Origin of the sequence: Pseudomonas fluorescens HK44, from assembly GCF_000217955.3 — a bacterium.
Classification (GTDB): Bacteria; Pseudomonadota; Gammaproteobacteria; order Pseudomonadales; family Pseudomonadaceae; genus Aquipseudomonas; species Aquipseudomonas fluorescens_AQ.
The window spans coordinates 128910-148453 of the sequence record NZ_AFOY02000027.1 but is presented as its reverse complement, the minus strand read 5'-3'; the positions used below and the strand labels follow the sequence as shown (position 1 = coordinate 148453).

At 55.1% G+C, this 19544-nt stretch carries 15 protein-coding genes, 2 tRNA genes and 1 pseudogene; 16 read left to right on the top strand and 2 right to left on the bottom strand.

The genetic code is table 11. The annotated features are described in order from the left end of the window. Nucleotides 1-50 precede the first annotated feature (50 nt). Nucleotides 51-126, top strand: a tRNA-Phe gene (locus HK44_RS27760). 108 nt (nucleotides 127-234) lie between these two features. Here HK44_RS27760 and HK44_RS27755 read toward each other — a convergent pair. Continuing rightward, nucleotides 235-693 carry a hypothetical protein gene (locus tag HK44_RS27755; protein ID WP_024265219.1) on the bottom strand — a complete coding sequence of 153 codons (459 nt, stop codon included), beginning with the start codon at nucleotides 691-693 and terminating at the stop codon, nucleotides 235-237. Between the two features lie 334 nt (nucleotides 694-1027). On the opposite strand from HK44_RS27755, the gene HK44_RS27750 reads away from it, so the two are divergent. The 4 genes from HK44_RS27750 to HK44_RS27735 all read left to right on the top strand — a co-directional run bounded on the left by HK44_RS27750 (nucleotide 1028) and on the right by HK44_RS27735 (nucleotide 4252). Next, entirely contained in the window at nucleotides 1028-1432 is a 405-nt protein-coding gene (locus HK44_RS27750) for a hypothetical protein (RefSeq protein ID WP_019691287.1), read from the top strand. A 220-nt stretch (nucleotides 1433-1652) separates the two neighbouring features. Continuing rightward, the gene (locus HK44_RS27745; protein WP_019691286.1) at nucleotides 1653-2711 is read left to right on the top strand and encodes a PDDEXK nuclease domain-containing protein; all 1059 of its coding nucleotides are present in this window, start codon (nucleotides 1653-1655) and stop codon (nucleotides 2709-2711) included. Nucleotides 2712-2772: 61 nt separating this feature from the next. After that, the gene (locus HK44_RS27740) at nucleotides 2773-3765 is read left to right on the top strand and encodes an alpha/beta hydrolase family protein (RefSeq protein ID WP_024265218.1); all 993 of its coding nucleotides are present in this window, start codon (nucleotides 2773-2775) and stop codon (nucleotides 3763-3765) included. A 34-nt stretch (nucleotides 3766-3799) separates the two neighbouring features. Then, complete coding sequence (locus tag HK44_RS27735) at nucleotides 3800-4252, top strand: hypothetical protein (protein WP_019691284.1); 453 nt, start codon at nucleotides 3800-3802, stop codon at nucleotides 4250-4252. 77 nt (nucleotides 4253-4329) lie between these two features. Here HK44_RS27735 and gabP read toward each other — a convergent pair whose 3' ends face one another. Continuing rightward, nucleotides 4330-5721, bottom strand: a complete 1392-nt coding sequence (gene gabP, locus HK44_RS27730) for a GABA permease (protein WP_019691283.1) — start codon at nucleotides 5719-5721, stop codon at nucleotides 4330-4332. Between the two features lie 556 nt (nucleotides 5722-6277). Between gabP and HK44_RS27725 the strand changes: the two genes are divergently transcribed. The 11 genes and pseudogenes from HK44_RS27725 (at nucleotide 6278) to HK44_RS27675 (ending at nucleotide 19345) form a co-directional block, all read left to right on the top strand. Beyond that, nucleotides 6278-7051 carry an ABC transporter ATP-binding protein gene (locus HK44_RS27725; protein WP_019691282.1) on the top strand — a complete coding sequence of 258 codons (774 nt, stop codon included), beginning with the start codon at nucleotides 6278-6280 and terminating at the stop codon, nucleotides 7049-7051. Nucleotides 7052-7064: 13 nt separating this feature from the next. Beyond that, complete coding sequence (locus HK44_RS27720) at nucleotides 7065-7820, top strand: ABC transporter substrate-binding protein (RefSeq protein ID WP_019691281.1); 756 nt, start codon at nucleotides 7065-7067, stop codon at nucleotides 7818-7820. Between the two features lie 80 nt (nucleotides 7821-7900). Continuing rightward, nucleotides 7901-8596, top strand: coding sequence for an ABC transporter permease (locus HK44_RS27715; RefSeq protein WP_019691280.1), 696 nt, complete (start codon nucleotides 7901-7903; stop codon nucleotides 8594-8596). Continuing rightward, entirely contained in the window at nucleotides 8593-9282 is a 690-nt protein-coding gene (locus HK44_RS27710; protein ID WP_019691279.1) for an ABC transporter permease, read from the top strand. Before HK44_RS27715 ends, HK44_RS27710 begins: the two co-directional genes overlap by 4 nt. Beyond that, nucleotides 9263-10492 carry a methyltransferase gene (locus HK44_RS27705; RefSeq protein ID WP_019691278.1) on the top strand — a complete coding sequence of 410 codons (1230 nt, stop codon included), beginning with the start codon at nucleotides 9263-9265 and terminating at the stop codon, nucleotides 10490-10492. The genes HK44_RS27710 and HK44_RS27705 overlap by 20 nt, the downstream gene beginning before the upstream one ends. A 311-nt stretch (nucleotides 10493-10803) precedes the next feature. After that, nucleotides 10804-12045, top strand: a complete 1242-nt coding sequence (locus HK44_RS27700) for a nucleoside deaminase (RefSeq protein ID WP_019691277.1) — start codon at nucleotides 10804-10806, stop codon at nucleotides 12043-12045. Nucleotides 12046-12321: 276 nt separating this feature from the next. After that, nucleotides 12322-12397: transfer RNA gene (locus tag HK44_RS27695), tRNA-Thr, on the top strand. A gap of 172 nt (nucleotides 12398-12569) precedes the next feature. Continuing rightward, nucleotides 12570-13891, top strand: a pseudogene (locus tag HK44_RS27690) (tyrosine-type recombinase/integrase). 1199 nt (nucleotides 13892-15090) lie between these two features. Continuing rightward, complete coding sequence (locus tag HK44_RS27685) at nucleotides 15091-16071, top strand: integrase domain-containing protein (RefSeq protein WP_019691274.1); 981 nt, start codon at nucleotides 15091-15093, stop codon at nucleotides 16069-16071. Between the two features lie 449 nt (nucleotides 16072-16520). Next, nucleotides 16521-17486 carry a HamA C-terminal domain-containing protein gene (locus tag HK44_RS27680; protein ID WP_019691273.1) on the top strand — a complete coding sequence of 322 codons (966 nt, stop codon included), beginning with the start codon at nucleotides 16521-16523 and terminating at the stop codon, nucleotides 17484-17486. Next, on the top strand, nucleotides 17456-19345 hold the full coding sequence (locus HK44_RS27675) for a DEAD/DEAH box helicase (RefSeq protein WP_019691272.1): 1890 nt from the start codon (nucleotides 17456-17458) through the stop codon (nucleotides 19343-19345). The genes HK44_RS27680 and HK44_RS27675 overlap by 31 nt, the downstream gene beginning before the upstream one ends. The last annotated feature ends 199 nt before the right edge of the window (nucleotides 19346-19544 follow it).

Sequence of the window (19544 nt, the reverse complement as noted above, 5' to 3'; positions counted from 1 at the left end):
TGAAAACTTGCTTGACGACCCCCTGAAAAACCCGTTTAATGCGCCCCGTTGCCCAGATAGCTCAGTCGGTAGAGCAGGGGATTGAAAATCCCCGTGTCGGCGGTTCGATTCCGTCTCTGGGCACCACATTCAGCTTTCATGTGGTGTCAGCATCACGTGAAAGCCCAACAAAAAACCCGCCTCGTGCGGGTTTTTTGTTGTCTGCGTTTTTTGATTGACCTGCAATCCCTGAGGTCAGCTTGCATCAGCCCAATGGATGTTCAGCGTACGAACTCCACTATCGCTGAGGTCAATCGTGTGACGTAGTTCGCGGCCATTGCGCACTGTCACGACGACGTACTTACCAGCGGGCAACCGAGTCAACACAATCGGGCCCGCTTCATTCAGCGTCAGCACTTCATGACCTTTGGGCCCCTGAATGGCCACCTTGACGTCAGGCACGTACTCATTGGACGGTCCAGTGGAAAAAGTCATGTGCAGGTTATAGCCTCCGATCCGTTGAATGGCGCACGATTCGTCCTGACCGATACCACCGGACATGAAGTTAACGCCGTTCTGTTGTTGCTGCTCCAGCTGTACGCCCTGCGGGTCAATCGGGTCACGACAGACCTCCGCCTGAACACTGGAAATAGGCAAGCCAGCGAGCCCGAGCAGGGCAACGCCGGATAGCGCGAGTAAACGCAAGGATCTCATGATGACGACTCCCGGACCCGTAACGAGTCCAACGAATGCGATGCCACCCATGAAGCCGATGCCATAAAACGGTGACACCCGGTGCTATCCCCTACATCACAGCTCAAACCGAAAACCGGTAAGAATACTGCTTACACTTTTATGACTTCCCGGTCAGAGCCTTCGTTTAGATCAATTGGTTGTGAAAACCACCGCCGATACGACTACTGGTTGTCAGCCAATTCGCCCGCCAAGCCACTATCGCGGACAACCGGGCAATCGCTCCTTGGGAAATTCATCGACCTGCGCTTCAATAGCACCCTCCCCCTTGCTCCTGAACTAAGGATCGAAGCCCATGGCATCGGCGAACAAGCAGCACAAAAGAACCCAACGCGCGAAAGCCAAGGCCAAACAAAATCGCGTGCAGCGCGCGAGTGCTCCGGTCGAACTGGACCCGAACGATGAGCGTATCGACTTTGAGTCGGTGGACCTGACCGAGCTGTTCATAAAAATGCGCGATGCCGAAAAGACCAGCCAACAAGCGCTGTGCACGGCTTTCCTGGAAGACCCGCTGCTCGAAATCGTGTTTGAACAGGAAGGCGAAGAAGGCGCCACCGATTTCATCCTCGCGGCACTGATCGAGTATCGCCAGTGGTCGACCGAAGCGGACGAAGCCAAGGCTTTGGCATGGATCGAAAGCCCGCAGTTCCAGGCGGACTACGTGGCCGCCTCCGAGGCGCTGGTGAAAGCACCACGATAATTTCTGCGGTTCGAAAAAACGGCCACTGCCAGCGATGACAGTGGCCGTTTTGCTGTTAGCCGCCCCCAGCCTCTCAGCGTCCTGACGGAATAGCCCTTTCCTTCCAATCAACCGGACGCGTCCTGCAAAGCCGAATGGCCGATTGCAGGCATCCTTTGATGCCTGCCGGCCGACTCCTATCAATCGACCGCGCACCTCAACCATGACCGCGGGAGATTGCATGAAATCACCGACACCCACCCTCCAGCCGGATTCCTGCCTCACACCACTGCTAAGCAACCTCGGTGAACTGATCCGCCAGGCACGCCACAAGGCACTACGAGCGGTCGACACACTTCAAGTGCAAACCTGCTGGCAGATCGGCCGACATATCGTCGAATTCGAGCAGAATGGCGCTGAGCGGGCGGCATATGGCAAGCGGTTGCTGCCAACACTCGCCAAAGTGCTGACTACAGAGTTTGGCAAGGGATTTGATTCCTCCAATCTTCGATACATGCGCCTCTTTTTCCATGCATTTCCAATTTGTGACGCACTGCGTCACGAATTGAGTTGGACCCACTACCGCACCTTGCTACGCGTAGAAAACGACAGCGCACGCCGCTGGTACATGGACGAAGCCGCCACACTGAACTGGTCAACTCGGGCACTGGAACGACAAATCGGCACGCTCTATTACGAACGTCTCCTGACCAGCAAGGATCGCCCGGCGGTCAAACAGGAAGCAGCAACCGACATCAAGGCATTGCCTAAAAACCCACGCGAGTTTGTTCGCGACCCGGTGGTCCTCGAATTTCTTGGGCTGCCCAACGCTGGCGTCTTGCAGGAAACCGGTCTGGAACAGGCGCTCATCGATCAGCTACAGGGCTTCATGCTTGAGCTGGGCAAAGGTTTCGCTTTCGTTGCACGGCAACAGCGCATCAGCACCGAGAGCAAGGACTTCTACATTGACCTGGTGTTTTACAACTACCTGCTCAAGTGCTTCGTGATCTTCGATCTCAAACGCGGCGAGCTGACTCATCAGGACGTGGGCCAGATGGACATGTATGTGCGTATGTATGACGACCTCAAGCGCGGCCCCGACGATAGCCCCACCGTCGGGATCATTCTCTGCGCACAAAAAGATGAATCAGTAGTGCGTTACTCGGTCCTGGAGGGTAACGAGCAGCTATTTGCCAGCAAATACAAGCTGGTACTGCCGAGCGAAGAAGAACTGCGCAAGGAGTTGGATCGCGAACAGGTGCTGCTTGAAGAGCGACTGAGCAATCGGATACCCCGGTAGATTGTTCATGATCTGCATGAAGACTATCGTTGGCAGCAAACCGCGCCCAGGCCTGCCCCCAATGACTCTGTCGAACACGCCCTCACCGGCACCGTCGTCGCCAGCCCGGATGGAATTGCCGCCACCAACCACCGGCCCCAGCGAATCATTCAAAGAGCCAGCCGCCGATGGTTTTGTCCTCGGCGGCTTTACCTGGCGCCATTCCCTGCAAAATCCCAATCGCCCGGTGGTGATCATCAACGCGGCAACTTCGGTGCGCTGCCGGCATTACTTTCGTTTCGCCGATTACCTGTTTACCAACGGTTTCGACGTCGTGGTTTACGACTACCGCGGTATCGGTGAATCCCGGCCCGACTCATTACGCGGATTCAAGGCGTCCTGGTCGGACTGGGGTGCGCTGGATTTCGAAGCGATGCTGCAACGGGCGACACGGGAATTTCCAGGCCAACCGATCGATGTAGTCGCTCATAGCTTCGGTGGCTGTGCGGCAGGGTTGGCCGCTTCCGCAGAGGTGATCCGGCGCCTGGTCACCGTAGGCGCGCAGTTCGCTTATTGGCGAGACTACGCGTCAGACAGCCGCTGGCGGATGCTCATCAAATGGCATCTGTTCATGCCGCTGATGACGAAGTTCTACGGTTACTTTCCCGGCAAACGTCTTGGCTGGCTCGAAGATACGCCAGCCGGCGTCGTCCACGACTGGAGCACGCCGGCCGCTCGCTACGAAGAGCGGCCCAGTGGCCGTGTAATCGCCGCAAAAGCCCAAGGCCTGCCCTTCGCCGCCGTCACCGCGCAAACCCTGGCTATCAGCCTTAGCGACGATCCATACGGTACGATTTCTGCCATCGAGCGCTTGCTCGGCTACTTCAAAGCCAGTTCCAACACGCACCTGCGAATCGCCCCAGAAGACATTGGCGAAGTGGTGGTCGGACATTTCGCCTTTTTTCGCAGCCCGTACCAAGCCACACTATGGCCCATTGCGTTGTCCTGGCTACAGAACGGCGAATTGCATCCCGACACGCCAGGACGGTTGGTACCGCGCAGCGTACCCACCTGACTGCGCTCTCCCACACGAATACGGAACAAAGTAGATGGCCGCCACGAACAAGCAACAGAAACGCGCCAAACGCGCCAAGATCAAAGCCAAGCAGATTCGCATCAGCGGCAGAAAACCCATCGCCATGCATGACGACCCGAACGCGCCAGCCGAGCAGATGCCTGAGTACACTCTGGCGATGTTCAGCAAAATGCGTGAGGCGCAAGCCATCAGCCGTAACGACATGCTGCTGACCCTGCTGTCGAACCTCAGCGAGATCATCAACGACCATCCAGAGTTGCTGGACATGGAAAACGCCGAGAACGAAGCCATGGCCGCCACTCACCTGGCCGCCGACATGCTGATCGACTACCGCATGTGGGCCGATGGCGTGGACCGTGAGGCCGCCCAGGCCTGGCTGACAGAGCCGCAGTTCATCACCGACTTCGGCAATGCGCTGGACAGCTACCGCGAGTCGCTGGAAGAGCCAGAGGCAAAAGCCGAATAACCCGCCCCTGAAGCTTGCGAAAACAAAAACGGCCGCTGTCATCCCTGACAGCGGCCGTTTTCATTACGCAGGGCGAATCAGCTCAACGCTACCGCGCCACGCTGTTCCAGTTTGCGACGGCGAGCCACAAACAAACCGGCAGCCACCACCAAAAGACTCAACAGCCCCGTGGCAAGGATTTCCACACGATGGGCATCCTGAAACAGCATGATGGTCAGGGCCGCCACGATGAATACGATCACCGCGTAGGTCAGGCCCGGAAACAGCCACATGCTGAAGGCGATTTTTTCGCCGCGTGCCATGCGCTGTTTGCGCATGCGCAGTTGCGAAATCGCGATCACCAGGTACACCAACAGCGCAATGGCGCCGGAGCTGGCCAGCAGGAATTCGAACACCGCAGCCGGGGCCACGTAGTTGGCGAACACTGCGAGGAACGCCGCGCAGGTAGACAACATGACGGCCCAGTACGGCGTGCCGCTCTTGTTGGTGCGCTGGGAAACGGCCGGTGCATCACCACGTTTGCCCAGGGAGAACATCATGCGGGATGCGGTGTACAGCGCCGAGTTCAGGCAACTGGTCACAGCAACCAGCACCACGAGGTCGACGATCAGCTTGGCGTTCGGGATGCCCATGCGCTCAAGCACGGTCTGATAGGAACCGACGCTGGCCAGAACCGGGTCGTTCCATGGCACCAGCGCCACAACGATGAAGATCGATACGAGGTAGAACAAACCAATCCGCCAGATCACCGAGTTGGTGGCCTTGGAGATTTGCTGGCCCGGGTTCTTCGACTCCGCGGCCGCGATGGTCACGATCTCGGTGCCCATGAAGGAAAACATGGTGGTCAGGATCGCGCCCAGTACGGCGCCCATGCCGTTTGGCAGGAAGCCCTGGGTGTCGAACAGGTGCGAAACGCCGCTGACCTGGCTGCCTGGCAGGAAGCCGAAGATCGCCATGACACCAAGGACAATGAAACCGATGATCGCCAGGACTTTGATCAGAGCGAACCAGAATTCGAACTCACCGTAGTTCTTCACGCTGAACAGATTGGTCACTGTCAGCAGCAACGTGATGATCAGGGTAAATGCCCAGATGGCCACGTTAGGGAACCAGGCATGCAGGATAGTCGCGGCGGCGTTGGCCTCCAGCGGGATTACCAGAACCCAGAACCACCAGTAGAGCCAGCCGATGGTGAAACCGGCCCAGTGACCGATGGCGCGATCGGCGTAGGTCGAGAAGGAGCCTGTGTCCGGAGAAGCAACGGCCATTTCGCCAAGCATGCGCATGACCAGCACTACCAGCATACCGGCGGCGGCGTAGGCCAACAGCACGGCCGGGCCGGCGGCGGCGATGGCGTGACCCGAGCCAACGAACAGGCCGGCGCCGATAACGCCGGCAATCGACAACATGGTCACATGGCGCGGTTTGAGCCCCTGTTCGAGGTCATTAGAGCTTTGGGTACTGCTCATTGAAACTACCTTTATAAGGATAAGCGATTGCGTCCATCCCGCTTGGCGTCCTTCTCGTAAAAAGAAGCCAACGGGGCGTTCTGGATTCTGCACGCAATAATTGCGCCAAAATGTTTCAGACCCCCTCTACCCCGGCGATCTCGCCTTGACCGGACAGTCATCGCAAGTCATTGAAATTGATAGCACTTAGCCAGAACGTTACCCTGCCACACACTTTGTGGGCGAAGTCATGCACCAGAAACACACCAAAAAAACGGCTTGCGCACAATAAAAGTGCAGATCGGGAGCGTTTGTCCGGTTAGCGCTTCCAACACCCGGCCAAAGCTGGCACCATCGCGCCTTTTTTTACGCGACACCCGCACAGACATGGCTTCAACGGGGGGATGGGTTGTTGATGGCGCGACAGTCTGCTGTGCTGAGGCGACAACCCGCAACGCACTGCCCGTTTACGCCCCGTGGGGCTGTTGGCCGCCATTCGACCGCTATGCTAGCTTGGCGCCTCGCCAGGAAGGCCCGGCCAACAGCAGGAGCACAACAGACACAATGAGGACCGCACATGGCTGAGGCCGCGCCCGCGCTTGAAATCCGCAACTTGCACAAACGCTACGGGACGCTTGAGGTGCTCAAAGGCGTCTCGCTGACCGCACGCGACGGCGATGTGATCTCGATCCTGGGCTCCTCCGGTTCCGGCAAGTCCACTTTCCTGCGCTGCATCAACCTGCTCGAAAACCCACACCAGGGCCAGATTCTGGTGGCCGGCGAAGAGCTTAAGCTCAAGCCTTCGAAAAACGGCGAACTGGTCGCTGCCGACGGCAAGCAGATCAATCGCCTGCGCAGCGAAATCGGTTTTGTGTTTCAAAACTTTAACCTGTGGCCGCACATGAGCGTGCTCGACAACATCATCGAAGCGCCTCGCCGCGTGCTCGGGCAAAGCAAGGCCGAGGCCATCGAAGTGGCAGAAGCCCTGCTGGCCAAGGTCGGCATCGCCGACAAACGTCACGCCTACCCTGCAGAACTTTCCGGTGGTCAGCAACAACGCGCCGCCATCGCCCGCACGCTGGCGATGCAACCCAAAGTCATTCTGTTTGATGAGCCGACGTCCGCGCTTGACCCGGAAATGGTTCAGGAAGTACTAAACGTGATCCGCGCCCTGGCCGATGAAGGTCGCACCATGCTGTTGGTCACCCACGAAATGGGCTTCGCCCGTCAGGTGTCCAGTGAAGTGGTGTTCCTTCACCAGGGGCTCATAGAAGAGCAAGGATCACCCCAGCAGGTGTTCGAAAACCCGCTTTCGGCGCGCTGCAAACAATTCATGTCCAGCAACCGCTAACGGAGCTATCTACATGCAGACTTACAAAAAACTCCTCCTGGCTGCGGCCGCCACACTGGTGTTCTCGGTCAACGCAATGGCCGCCGAAACACTGAAGATGGGCATCGAAGCGGCTTACCCACCATTCAACAACAAAGATGCCAGCGGCCAGGTGGTCGGTTTCGACAAAGACATCGGCGACGCGCTGTGCGCCAAGATGCGGGTCGAATGCGAAGTCGTCACCTCTGACTGGGACGGTATCATTCCGGCACTGAACGCCAAGAAGTTCGATTTCCTGATCTCTTCGCTGTCGATCACCGAGGAGCGCAAGCAGGCCGTTGATTTCACCGACCCGTACTACTCGAACAAACTGCAGTTCATCGCGCCGAAAAACGTCGATCTCAAAACCGACAAGGCCTCGCTCAAAGGCAAGATCATCGGCACTCAGCGCGCCACTTTGGCCGGCACCTGGCTTGAGGACAATTACGGCGACGACGTCACCATCAAGCTGTATGACACTCAGGAAAACGCCTACCTGGACCTGACCTCCGGTCGCGTCGATGCGATCCTCGCCGACAAATACGCCAACTACGACTGGCTGAAAAGCGATGCCGGCAAAAACTACGAGTTCAAAGGTGATCCGGTGGTAGCCAGCGACAAAATCGGCATTGCCGTGCGCAAGGGTCAGGATGAACTGCGTAACAAGCTGAACGCCGCATTGAAAGAAATCGTCGCTGACGGCACCTACAAAAAGATCAACGACAAGTACTTCCCGTTCAGCATCTATTGATTCTGACTGGCCTGGCCGGCGCCGCTCTCTGACCGTGCGCCGGTCCTTGGCAAAGCCTGCCGCGATTTGAAAAGAAATCCATGACTATCGATCTCTACGGATTTGGCCCGGCGCTCGCCGCTGGCGCGCTGATGACCGTCAAACTGGCTCTCTCGGCGTTGTGCCTGGGGCTGGTGCTCGGCCTGCTCGGCGCCTTGGCCAAGACCTCCCCGTACAAGCCGTTGCAATGGCTTGGCGGCACTTACTCGACCCTGGTTCGCGGTATCCCGGAATTGCTCTGGGTGCTGTTGATCTACTTTGGCACGGTCAACCTGATGCGTGCCTTGGGCGAGTTTTTCGGCAACCCCGATCTCGCGCTCAATGCCTTCGCCGCCGGCGTGATCGCCCTGGGCCTGTGCTTTGGCGCCTACGCCACGGAAGTCTTTCGCGGCGCGATTCTGGCAATCCCCAAAGGTCACCGCGAAGCCGGTGTTGCGCTGGGTTTGTCGAAATGCCGGATCTTCACCAAATTGATCATGCCGCAGATGTGGCGCATCGCCCTGCCGGGCCTGGGCAACCTGTTCATGATCCTGATGAAAGACACCGCGCTGGTGTCGGTGATCGGCCTGGAAGAAATCATGCGTCACGCGCAAAACGGCGTCACCATGTCCAAGCAGCCGTTCACCTTCTACATGGTCGCAGCCTTCATGTACCTGGGCCTGACGATTCTGGCCATGACCGGCATGCACCTGCTGGAAAAACGTGCCGCTCGCGGCTTCGCGAGGAGCACGCAATGAACTGGGAAGTCATCATCAAGTGGCTGCCGAAACTGGCACAGGGCGCGACCCTGACCCTGGAACTGGTGGCCATCGCCGTCGTCCTCGGCTTGCTGCTGGCGATTCCGCTGGGCATCGCCCGCTCGTCGCGCCTGTGGTACGTGCGCGCAGTGCCATACGCGTACATTTTCTTCTTCCGTGGCACGCCGTTGCTGGTGCAACTGTTCCTGGTCTATTACGGCCTGGCGCAGTTCGATGCGGTCCGCGCGAGCGCGATGTGGCCCTACTTGCGCGATCCGTTCTGGTGCGCCACCGCCACCATGACCCTGCACACTGCGGCCTACATCGCCGAGATCCTGCGCGGGGCGATCCAGGCCATCCCGAAGGGCGAGGTCGAAGCCGCACGGGCGTTGGGCATGTCGCGGCCCAAAGCGCTGCTCTACATCATGCTGCCGCGTGCCGCGCGTATCGGCCTGCCGGCCTACAGCAACGAAGTGATCCTGATGCTCAAGGCCAGCGCCCTGGCCAGCACCGTGACCTTGCTCGAACTGACCGGCATGGCCCGCACCATCATTGCCCGGACCTACCTGCCCGTGGAGATCTTCTTCGCGGCCGGCATGTTCTACCTGTTGATGGCCTACATCCTGGTGCGTGGCTTCAAGCTGCTGGAGCGCTGGTTGCGCGTCGATGCCTGCCAGGGACGCTGATCGGCCGGTGCTTGCGGGCGAGCAGTTGCTCGCCCGCTTCAAGGCACTGGACGAGTTCCTGACCGAGCATCAGGCGCTTTGGCGACCGCGGCCGTTTACCCATCGGCAACTGCCGTGGGAAGCGGCCTGTCCCGAACTGGCAGATTGGCTACGCCAGCGTTCGCTGGAAGACGCGGAAACCAGCCACAACCATCCTGAGCATCTGCTGGCACCCGCGCCTTTTCCAGGACTGGCTGCGCAGGCCATCGCGCTCAGCGCTGTAGGCGAGTTGCCCTTTCATACAACGGAGCCTTCGACCCGAAGGCTGAACGTCGACGTGCCCGGGCGCAAATGGCGGCAGATTGAAGCGTTCGCCGGTTGCCTGCAATTTGCCGCAAGACCTCGACACTGGCTGGACTGGTGCTCGGGCAAAGGTCATTTGGGACGACGCCTGCTGCAAGCCGACCAACAACTAACCTGTCTGGAATATGACCCGGCGCTGATCGCCAGCGGTCAGGCGCTGAGTCAGCACCATCACCTCGCAGTCAATCATCTTCAACAAGACGTGATGGCCGCCGATGCGGCAGCGCGCCTGAGCGCCGATCAGACACCCGTCGCCTTGCACGCCTGCGGCGATTTACATGTGCGGCTGATGCAACTGGCCAGCGCGGCCGGCTGCAAACAACTGGCCATTGCGCCCTGCTGTTATAACCGCATCAGCGCTCGCCAGTATCAGCCGCTGTCCGACGCAGCTAAAGGTTCCGGCCTACAGCTTTCCCTCGACGATCTGGCGCTACCGATGAGCGAAACCATCACCGCCGGTGCCCGCGTCCGACGTCAACGCGACACGTCCATGGCCCGCCGCCTGGCCTTTGATCTGCTGCAACGGCAACTGCGCGGCTGCGACGACTACCTGCCCACACCGTCGCTGCCCAGCGCCTGGCTGGATAAACCCTTCGCCGATTACTGCCGCGACCTGGCCGCGCTGAAAGACTTATCCACAGTCCCGGCGCAGGATTGGCCGGCGCTGGAAGGCGCTGGTTGGAAACGCCTGGCCCAGGTGCGCAATCTGGAACTGCTACGCGGCCTGTTCCGGCGCCCGCTGGAGCTGTGGCTGGTACTCGACCGAGCGCTGTTTCTCGAAGAACGGGGTTACTCGGTGCGCCTGGGATTATTCTGCGAAACCCCACTGACACCACGCAATCTGATGCTGCTCGCCGAGCGTCGATAACCCCCTCCACACCGACCATCAGCCTGTGGATAAGTCTGTTGATGAAACTTGGCGAAAGCCTTTGGATCCATGGCTTTTAGGCCGCAAAAGCGTTTGGTCATTTTTTATTCACATTAAAAAACAGACGAAAAAACAGCCAGTTGCGATTTATTGAGAACGGCTCCACAAAATGAGCCGTAAACGCAGCGAAACCACCTGCCGTTGTGCATAAGCATTAAGCCGAATGGTCATAACCAACTTCCTTCGCTTGAACTATCGTTGCCAGGCGTCAGAAATCTCTGGCGCTCAGGACAGCAAGGAGCTGGGACACAATGACCACATTGAAGAGTGCACAGGAAGCGGTCGATACCGTCGCCAACGAGGCCATCCTCGCGGCCATTCAACAAACCTTCGCCGTGGGCGGGGCCATCATCAACAACGCCACTGGCGAAGTCATCGCCGCACTTCACAACAACGTGTTAATGCCTTTTCCGGGGAACGGCACCACCTACTTCCTCCCCCATGACCCGACCGCCCATGGTGAGCGACAGCTGGTGGACTGGTACTACGCAAAAGCGGAATCGCTGAAGCTTCCGCCGCCGAATAAACTGACCATCGTGACCACGCTCGACCCTTGCGCCATGTGCGCCGGCGCTCTGCTCACCGCTGGATTCAACGTCGCCGTGAGTGCGATCGATGACTACGCGGGGATCAACTACAACAGTCAGTTCACCTTCCCGTCGTTGCCGCCGCACATTCGTCAGCAAGCGCAAAAAACCTGGGGCTATTACGCGGTCGCCGCGCCTGTCAGCCGTGCTTATCAAGGCTCAATGAGCCCGGTGTTTGGTGGCCAGACCATCGACTCGGCGGCGTACTACCTCACCAGCTCGATCTTCTCTGCCAGCGTCGACACTGTGCGCAAAGCGAGCAACAACAGCGGTCTTGAGCCTTCGAAACTGAAAAACCCGGCCACGCTGCCGGCGAACAGCCCGGTACGCCAGGCATTGACCAAATTGAGTCCGTTCGCCTTGACGGTCACCTCCAGCGACCCGCGTGACCCTGGTGCGGAACTGGCGCCGCCCCTGCTGAAAACGGCCCAGCAGGCCAGTGTATTCAACTCTGTGGCCCTGCTTGATCCTTTCGGCAACCTGCTGGTGTGCCTGGGCGGCGTGGAAAACCAGTCGCCGATTCGCACGGCATTCATGGAAACCACCCGCAGCTATGCGGTCATGCGCTGGACCCTGATGAACGACCCGGACCCGGCGGTACGTGCCCAGGCCGAGCAGTACCTGACGCACCCAAAATACGGCACCTTCGTGTTCCTCTACGCACCAGACCCCACCACCCCTCAAGCAGTGATGACTTTCGGCGCGTACGGCTCGACCATGGAAGGCCCGGTGCCGCAAAGCTACCCGTCGAACCTGCAATACGTGTTGTTGCCAGGAAACACCACGGCCCAGGCGCTGTCGCAACTGGCCCAGAACCTGCCGCCGTTCTATACCCAGAGCGTGCAGGTGGCTCCTGCCCAAGTTCTGAGCCAGGCCCTGATCAACGCTGTTAAAAACGGCGTGTGACCCGGCTAACGCCATCCGCGAGACCAGGCCCGTCGAACCCTCGGCGGGCCTGGCCTGCGACGACAACGTCGCGATTGGAGCCATGTCATTCGTCAACAAAAGTATCCTGGCGGGCAACACGTTTTACAAAGCGCGATAACCGCGAACTGATCATGAGCGGCGCTCGTGCGCTCAAGCACACACAAGGACACGAGCCTTATCAGAGACCCGCTGAAAAATAGTCAGTAATCAGGGGTTTACAGAAGCCCGCCAATCGCTATAATCGTCGCCCAACACGCCGGTATAGCTCAGTTGGTAGAGCAACTGACTTGTAATCAGTAGGTCCCGGGTTCGACTCCTGGTGCCGGCACCATACAAGGTTCCAGAGAAGGCTTTCAAAATCTCTGAAACCCCCGAAAAACCCGCCTTCTGGCGGGTTTTTTCGTTTTGGGGTTCTGTCGAATTCCGGTGAATCCTTGTGGATTCCAACCGGTTTAAGGGTAGAGTTTGGGGTAAAGGTCACTTCGATAAAAGGGAGTACCCTTATGTCGCGCACCACTGCTCCACTCTCTGATTCGGCTTGCCGCTCAGCCAAGCCCACTGACGCGCCTACAAGCTATTCGACGGCGACGGCCTCTACCTTCTTATCCAACCCAATGGCCGCAAAGGCTGGCGGCTCCGTTACGTCAAACCTGACGGACGGGAAGGACTGACCTCGTTCGGCAACTACCCCGTCATTGGCCTCGCCGATGCACGCCGCAAGCGCTTGGAGATCAAGCGAATGCTGGCGGATGGCATTGACCCCATAGAGACCAAGCACCAAGCCAAGGCGGAAGCCGTGATCAAAGGCAGAACCTTTGAAAGCGTTGCGCTGGACTGGCACACGGAAATGTCGGCCAAGTGGGCACCAGGCCACTCCAAGACTGTAATGAGTCGCCTCAAAACCCACGTGTTCCCGCTGATCGGCGCCCGCGCCATTGTCGACCTCGACACCCATGACCTCATGCAGCCCTTGGAAGCGATCAAGAAGCGCGGAACGATCGACGTTGCTTTAAGGGTACAAAACTACCTGCAGAGCATCATGCGCGAGGCAAAGCGCCTCCGGCTTATCACCATAAACCCTGCTTACGATCTCGAAGGCTCGATCAAAGCCCCACGGGTGGTACATCGCCCCGCTCTACCTTTATCGCGACTGCCAGAACTGCAGGAGCGGATCGACACCTATAAAGGCCGGGCACTTACCTGTCTGACGGTGATGCTGTCGCTGCATGTGTTTGTACGATCCAGCGAGCTGCGTTTCGCCTGCTGGAGTGAGTTCGACCTCAAGCGCGGCACCTGGGAGATACCGGACACTCGACCCGCGTTGGAGGGAGTACCCTTTTCCACAAGGGGTACGAAGATGGCAGGGGATATCCATTTAGTACCCTTATCGCCGCAAGCAGTGGCGCTACTCGAAAAAATCCATGCACTCACAGGCAAATTCGCATTGGTCTTCGCAGGCGATGCCAAACCCTGGAAGCCCATGTCCGAAAATACCGTGAATAACGTGCTTCGGACGATGGGATACGACACCAAAACTGATATCTGTGGACATGGGTTTCGTTCGATGGCCTGCAGCGCACTGATCGAGTCAGGATTGTGGTCGGAGACAGCCATTGAACGGCAGATGAGCCACAAAGAACGCAACAACGTCCGCGCCGCTTACATCCACAAGGCCGAGTTCATCGAGGAGCGCAGGCTGATCATGAACTAGTGGAGCCGATATCTGGAGGCCAACCGGCAGGAACATGTTACTCCACACGAATTTGCAAACCAGACCGGGACGAACGTCACGCGGCTCAAGGCGAAAAGCCGCTTGAGGGAGTAGGCCGTTAACCTACTCCTCGTCCTGTCCACCCATGTGCGCTTTGTACGCCTGCCTTTCATAAGTCTGTCCCAAGCATCGATCATCGGCGCGTCAATATGATTGCTCAACAAGCAGCCATCATCGTTTCGCTGCATATCCAGTTCGACGTTATGTTCGGAGCTAGCCCCGTTATGTTCGGAGCTGCTGGCGTAATGTTCGGAGCTCTGCAGCGGACCTACGAACACTTGCTCCCGCGTAGGCAAGTCACACGGCCAAAAGCCAATCGCCAATCGCGGCGCAGCAAAGTAAGCGTACGTTCTCGAAATCTCGATGATCCGCTTGTCCACGCGGGTCCATCCAAGCAGGGCTGCAAAGCCGCCCTGCTTGGATGGACCTCACTTAAAAAATCTAAAACCCATGCAACTGTCTGTGGAAAACCACAGATTTCCACCGGTGGATAATTTCATCCACAGCCGCAGAACTCCCGAAAATTAGAGTCTTGACCCGAATTATCCACAGGCGTAGAAAAGATCGGGCAAAGCGCTGTCATTGACAGCAACCCAGGTAGCCAGAACCTTTAAGGCTACGCCACACCGTGGTGGTTCTCCCAAAGTGCGATTAGCGTCCGGCGGCTCGCACGGTCACTCACCGAGTGATGGATGCCAACTTCAGATCATTGCCATTGCGGCAAATACATCCCCCGACCCAGCTGCTCTGCAGCAACCTATCCGCTTGGCCATTTCACTGCGCCAACCTGCGCCCGTCTCTTTCTTCCGGAAAGAGACGGGCGCTCCTACCGCAGCTGCAGCCCAACTCGTACAAGGCTTTGCGGCATTCCCCCTAGTGACAATCGGCGTGACAAACACCGAAGTCGCCAGCAACAGCGATGCAGATGATGGTGCCGCAGCCCACGGAATGGACTGCACCTGACTGACAGTCTGGCATGCCCCGGTCATCGCTTCACTGCCTTCACCTGACTCAGGATCTCGCGGCATTGGTCTCGTCAGACAGTGCAGCCTCCACCCGCCCACTTCTTCGGAAGTGTTCAGGAGGCTAGATCTTGAGATGCCCAAGCTCCCGGTCGTAAAGAGCCGCCAGTCCCGCGTTAGTGGACAACCCTCACAGGTCGCAGGGGCCTTGATCCCTGATAACACTCAACATCCTAGGCGGGATGACGTGGGGAAGGTTTCAAAGATTTTGGCTTCGAGAGGAGTTTGATCATGGCGTTGGTCGGTAAACGAGATGGGCGCAATTTTGGCTATGGTCGGCAGTTGAGCTATGCCGGGCCGCAGGCATTGCGCGATCTGTTTGGCGGCGGACATTACGGCACGGTCAAAGCGCACAGTGATCGCTGGCAGGCGTTTGTTCGGTGGTGTCGCTCGGAGGATGGACCAGGATTTAACGATGCACGGCAAATTGATCGGCAGACCTTGCTGGAATACGCCGGATATCTGCGTCAGCAAGTTGAACAAGGCGCTATAGGCATCGCCACCGCGCAAAACCGATTGTCTAGCGTGAACCGGACCATGGCGGCGCTTCGCGGTGATCAGTATGTGAAAGTGCCGAGTCCAAGCAAGGCGTTGGGAATGCGGCGCACCAGTGTTCGTCAATCGGTGCCGCAAGGCCAATACCGTGAACACGTGAAGCGGATCGTCGACGAGCTTTGCGAACACCAAATGCCGCGCGCGGCGGCCATCGCCCAGTTGGCGCGAGCCACCGGCATGCGCTTGCGCGAGGCCATCTTGGCCGACCTTCCGCGCCTGCGAAGAGAGGCCGAACACTACGACAAGATCAACATCCAGGACGGCACCAAAGGTGGCCGCGGCGGCGCAACCGCGCCTCGTTGGATCACGGTGGATGACCATATTCACGAAGCGCTCAGGTACGCCGAACAGGTCTCTCCCGACGGTAGCCGCAACCTGCTGGCACCGAACGAGAGCTACCTCGATTTCCAACGGGAAATCGTCCGCCCCGCCCGAGATATCCTCCATACGCACAACCTCAAAGGCTTCCACGAACTGCGCGCGGCTTATGCGTGCGAACGCTATGAGCAGATCACCCATCACCTAGCGCCCATCAACGGTGGCAGGTGCAGACGCCTCGATCCACGCCTTGATCGAGAGGCACGCTTACAAATCAGTTATGAGCTGGGACACGGTCGAATCGACGTGGTATCGGCGTACATCGGCGGTCGGATATGAGTAAACCATTCAGCATGGAACTCTTGATTTCCGGGATCGTTCATGGCACCTCGACAACACGAGCAAGGCACTTTCATCAGGCAAAAAATATCCAAGCAGCAATTCTGAAACGTTGGCAGCTAGAGAATCCATGGAAGTGGAAAGAAAAGCATCTGAAATGGTTCTTGAACAGTTACCTTCGAAATCGGAAAGCCGTCACTGTTTACTCTTACTATCTAACAAGCAGGTACATCGTGATGCGTATGGGTAGACCCTGGCGGTTGGATAACCCACGCCCAGGTATCTCAAGGAGAGCAGATACCTCGGAGGGTTAAGACTCGTATACCCATGTCGAATACAAAGCTCGACGGCAGCACGAAAAAATCGCACCATGGCCATACGACATCACCAGGAGCTACCGCAGCTCGCGTAAGTAGCGACGAAAGTAGTTCGCCAGCAGGGATTGTGAAATGGACTTTGAAGTTCTAATTGACAGCAGCTTTATTAATTTAAATATAGATCCTAAACTAATCCCAATAGAAAACAAACATGTACTTAGCATAATAAATGACTTTGAAGACGGTGATTGGCGTTACGAAAAATTTAGTAATTTCATTTGGGACAACATCGCACAAACCGCGCTATCTCATCAAGAACGTAAAAATCTTGAACACAAATCACAGTCAACCCTAAAGCGTGCGGCAGAGAACCTAAGACTCACAGATAAGGAACAAGATATAAGCAAGGGTAGTGAGCTAGCAGAAATTGTTCTATATGCCATCATGAAGCATAAATACAATGCCCTACCTGTTGTTCCAAAAATATTCTACAAACAAAATGCTCAAGACAATGCCAAGGGCGCGGATAGCGTCCATATTGTTCTGGAAGGGGACGACGATTTTTCTTTATGGTTCGGGGAAGCTAAATTTTTCAACAGTATTGAGGATTCAAGATTACCAAGCATTATTACCTCCGTAGGAAACTCATTAAAAACAGATAAACTAAAGAAAGAAAACAGTATAATCACCAATATCGCTGATATTGATCTCTTAGAAATAAATGATCAGCTGAAGAAAAAAATAAAAGACTCGCTATCGCATCAAGCCTCAATTGACACATTAAAACCGAAGATCAACATACCAATATTACTGCTACACGAGTGCGGCATCACAAGTGCATCAACAGAGATCTCTGACGACTACAAAGAAAAAATAATCGCATTCCACTCAGAGCGAGCAAACTCTTATTTCAAGAAACAAATAAAGAGCCTGGCCAATATACATTTCTACGAAAAAATAAAATTTCACATAATTCTTTTCCCTGTGCCTGAGAAGGAGCCCATAATAGAGGCATTCGTAAGCGACGCGGAACATTATAAAAAACCGAAAAAAAGCAGGACTAAGAAATGGAAATCTTTGAAGAATGTGGAAGAATAAACAACCTGATCACCGAGGGTAATGAATTTTCAGCACGCAATGAACTTATAAAACTACTCGATTACTTCCAACGCCAGAAGCTAGAATACACTCCACTTCTAAACAACTTAATTAGACAAACTGGTCTGTACCCATACCTAGAACTTGGCAGCTCAATTTGGCAAGATAGGTATGTGCACGAATCTTTTAAGGTAGACACAGGAGCACCAGAGCTAGTCACCTTGCACCGTGAGCAGTCATTACTTCTTAGCAAATTACTCTCGGGAAAAAGTGTAGCGGTAAGCGCACCAACAAGTTTCGGAAAGAGTTTTGTTATTGACTCTTTTATTTCAATAAAAAAGCCCAAAAATATTGCCATAATCGTTCCAACAATTGCCCTCACCGATGAAACAAGACGTCGACTACAAAGAAAGTTCGGACTAGACTATAAAATAATTACCACATCAGACCAAGAGCTTTCCGATCAAAACATTTTCATATTCCCTCAAGAAAGATCAATATCTTACGTAGATAAAATTGACGTGTTGGATATGCTTGTTATTGATGAATTTTATAAAGCAAGTTCTGTTTTTGATAAAGAAAGGTCTCCATCCCTGCTAAAGGCTATTTTGAAGCTCGGCGACAAGGCAACGCAGCGATATTTTTTAGCCCCCAACATAAACAAGTTGAAAGATAATATCTTTACTAAGGGTATGGAGTTTTGCAGCCTTGATTTCAATACCGTTTTTTTAGAAAAACAAAATTTATACAAAGAAATAGGAAAAGACGAAACCAAAAAAAGCCAGGAGCTCCTACGAATACTGGACTCCACTACTGGCAAAACTTTGATCTACGCGGGCACCTATACAAATATTGAAAAATTATCCACTCTCATATTAAGCAATCGAAACAAACAAAACACCAAGCTACTTAGCAATTTCAGTAAATGGCTTGCTAAGAATTATGACCCTAACTGGGGACTCACCCACATGGTTCTGCGGGGAACTGGAATTCACAATGGCCAGCTACACAGATCCCTAAGCCAAATCCAGATAAAGCTTTTTGAAGAGCCGGATGCACTTCAAACCATAATTTCCACCTCATCAATTATAGAAGGAGTTAATACATCCGCCCAAAACGTAATACTATGGAGTAACTTAAGTGGAAAAGGCAGAGCGCGAATAACTGACTTCACCTATAAAAACATTATAGGCCGAGGTGGACGAATGCTTCGCCACTTTGTTGGGAAAATTTATATTCTTGAAGAACCACCAAAAGAGACAGATAACGCACTCAATCTTGAAATCCCGGACGAACTAGTTTCTGACTTGGAAAGTAGAGTCGCCTCTGAAGAACTGACTCCAGAACAAATCGCTAAAATTATTGCCTACCGAGAGGAAATGTCAGAGCTCATTGGGGAGAAGAGCTATAAAGATATAAAAAACAATAGCATGCTTCAAAGCAGCAATTCGTTCCTTATTATGGATATCGTTAAAGACCTCAAAAACAGTCCTGCCTCATGGAACGGACTCGGATACCTTAATTCACCAAACCCAGAAAACTGGGAAAGATTATTATACAAAGTCATTCGACTTCAGCCGGCTGGCTGGGGAACTGACTATACGAAAGTAGTTGAATTTGTAAAAATTCTTTCCCAAAACTGGGTAAACACGATCCCGGAACTTCTACAGCAGCTCAACGACATTGATGTTGGAGTTGACGACTTCTTCAAATTAGAAAGAACTGTAACGTTTAAACTTGCCGCCCTCTTCAATGACGTATCTATAATACAAAAAGAAATTCTCGGCGATAGTGCACAAGACATTTCACCGTTTGTATCAAAACTATCTCATGCCTTTCTCCCGAAAGTCGTATATTAACTAGAAGAATATGGACTCCCACGAAACATCTCCAAGCAAATTCATCATGCGGGCCTTATAGACTTCAACTCTGAAGAATTAAACATATACCAAGCGATTGATAAACTACAAACCTTGAATACACAAGGGCTCAACCACCTTATCGGCGAACTGGATGAGTTCGATTTATACATCCTAGATTACTTTTTTGATGGCGTCG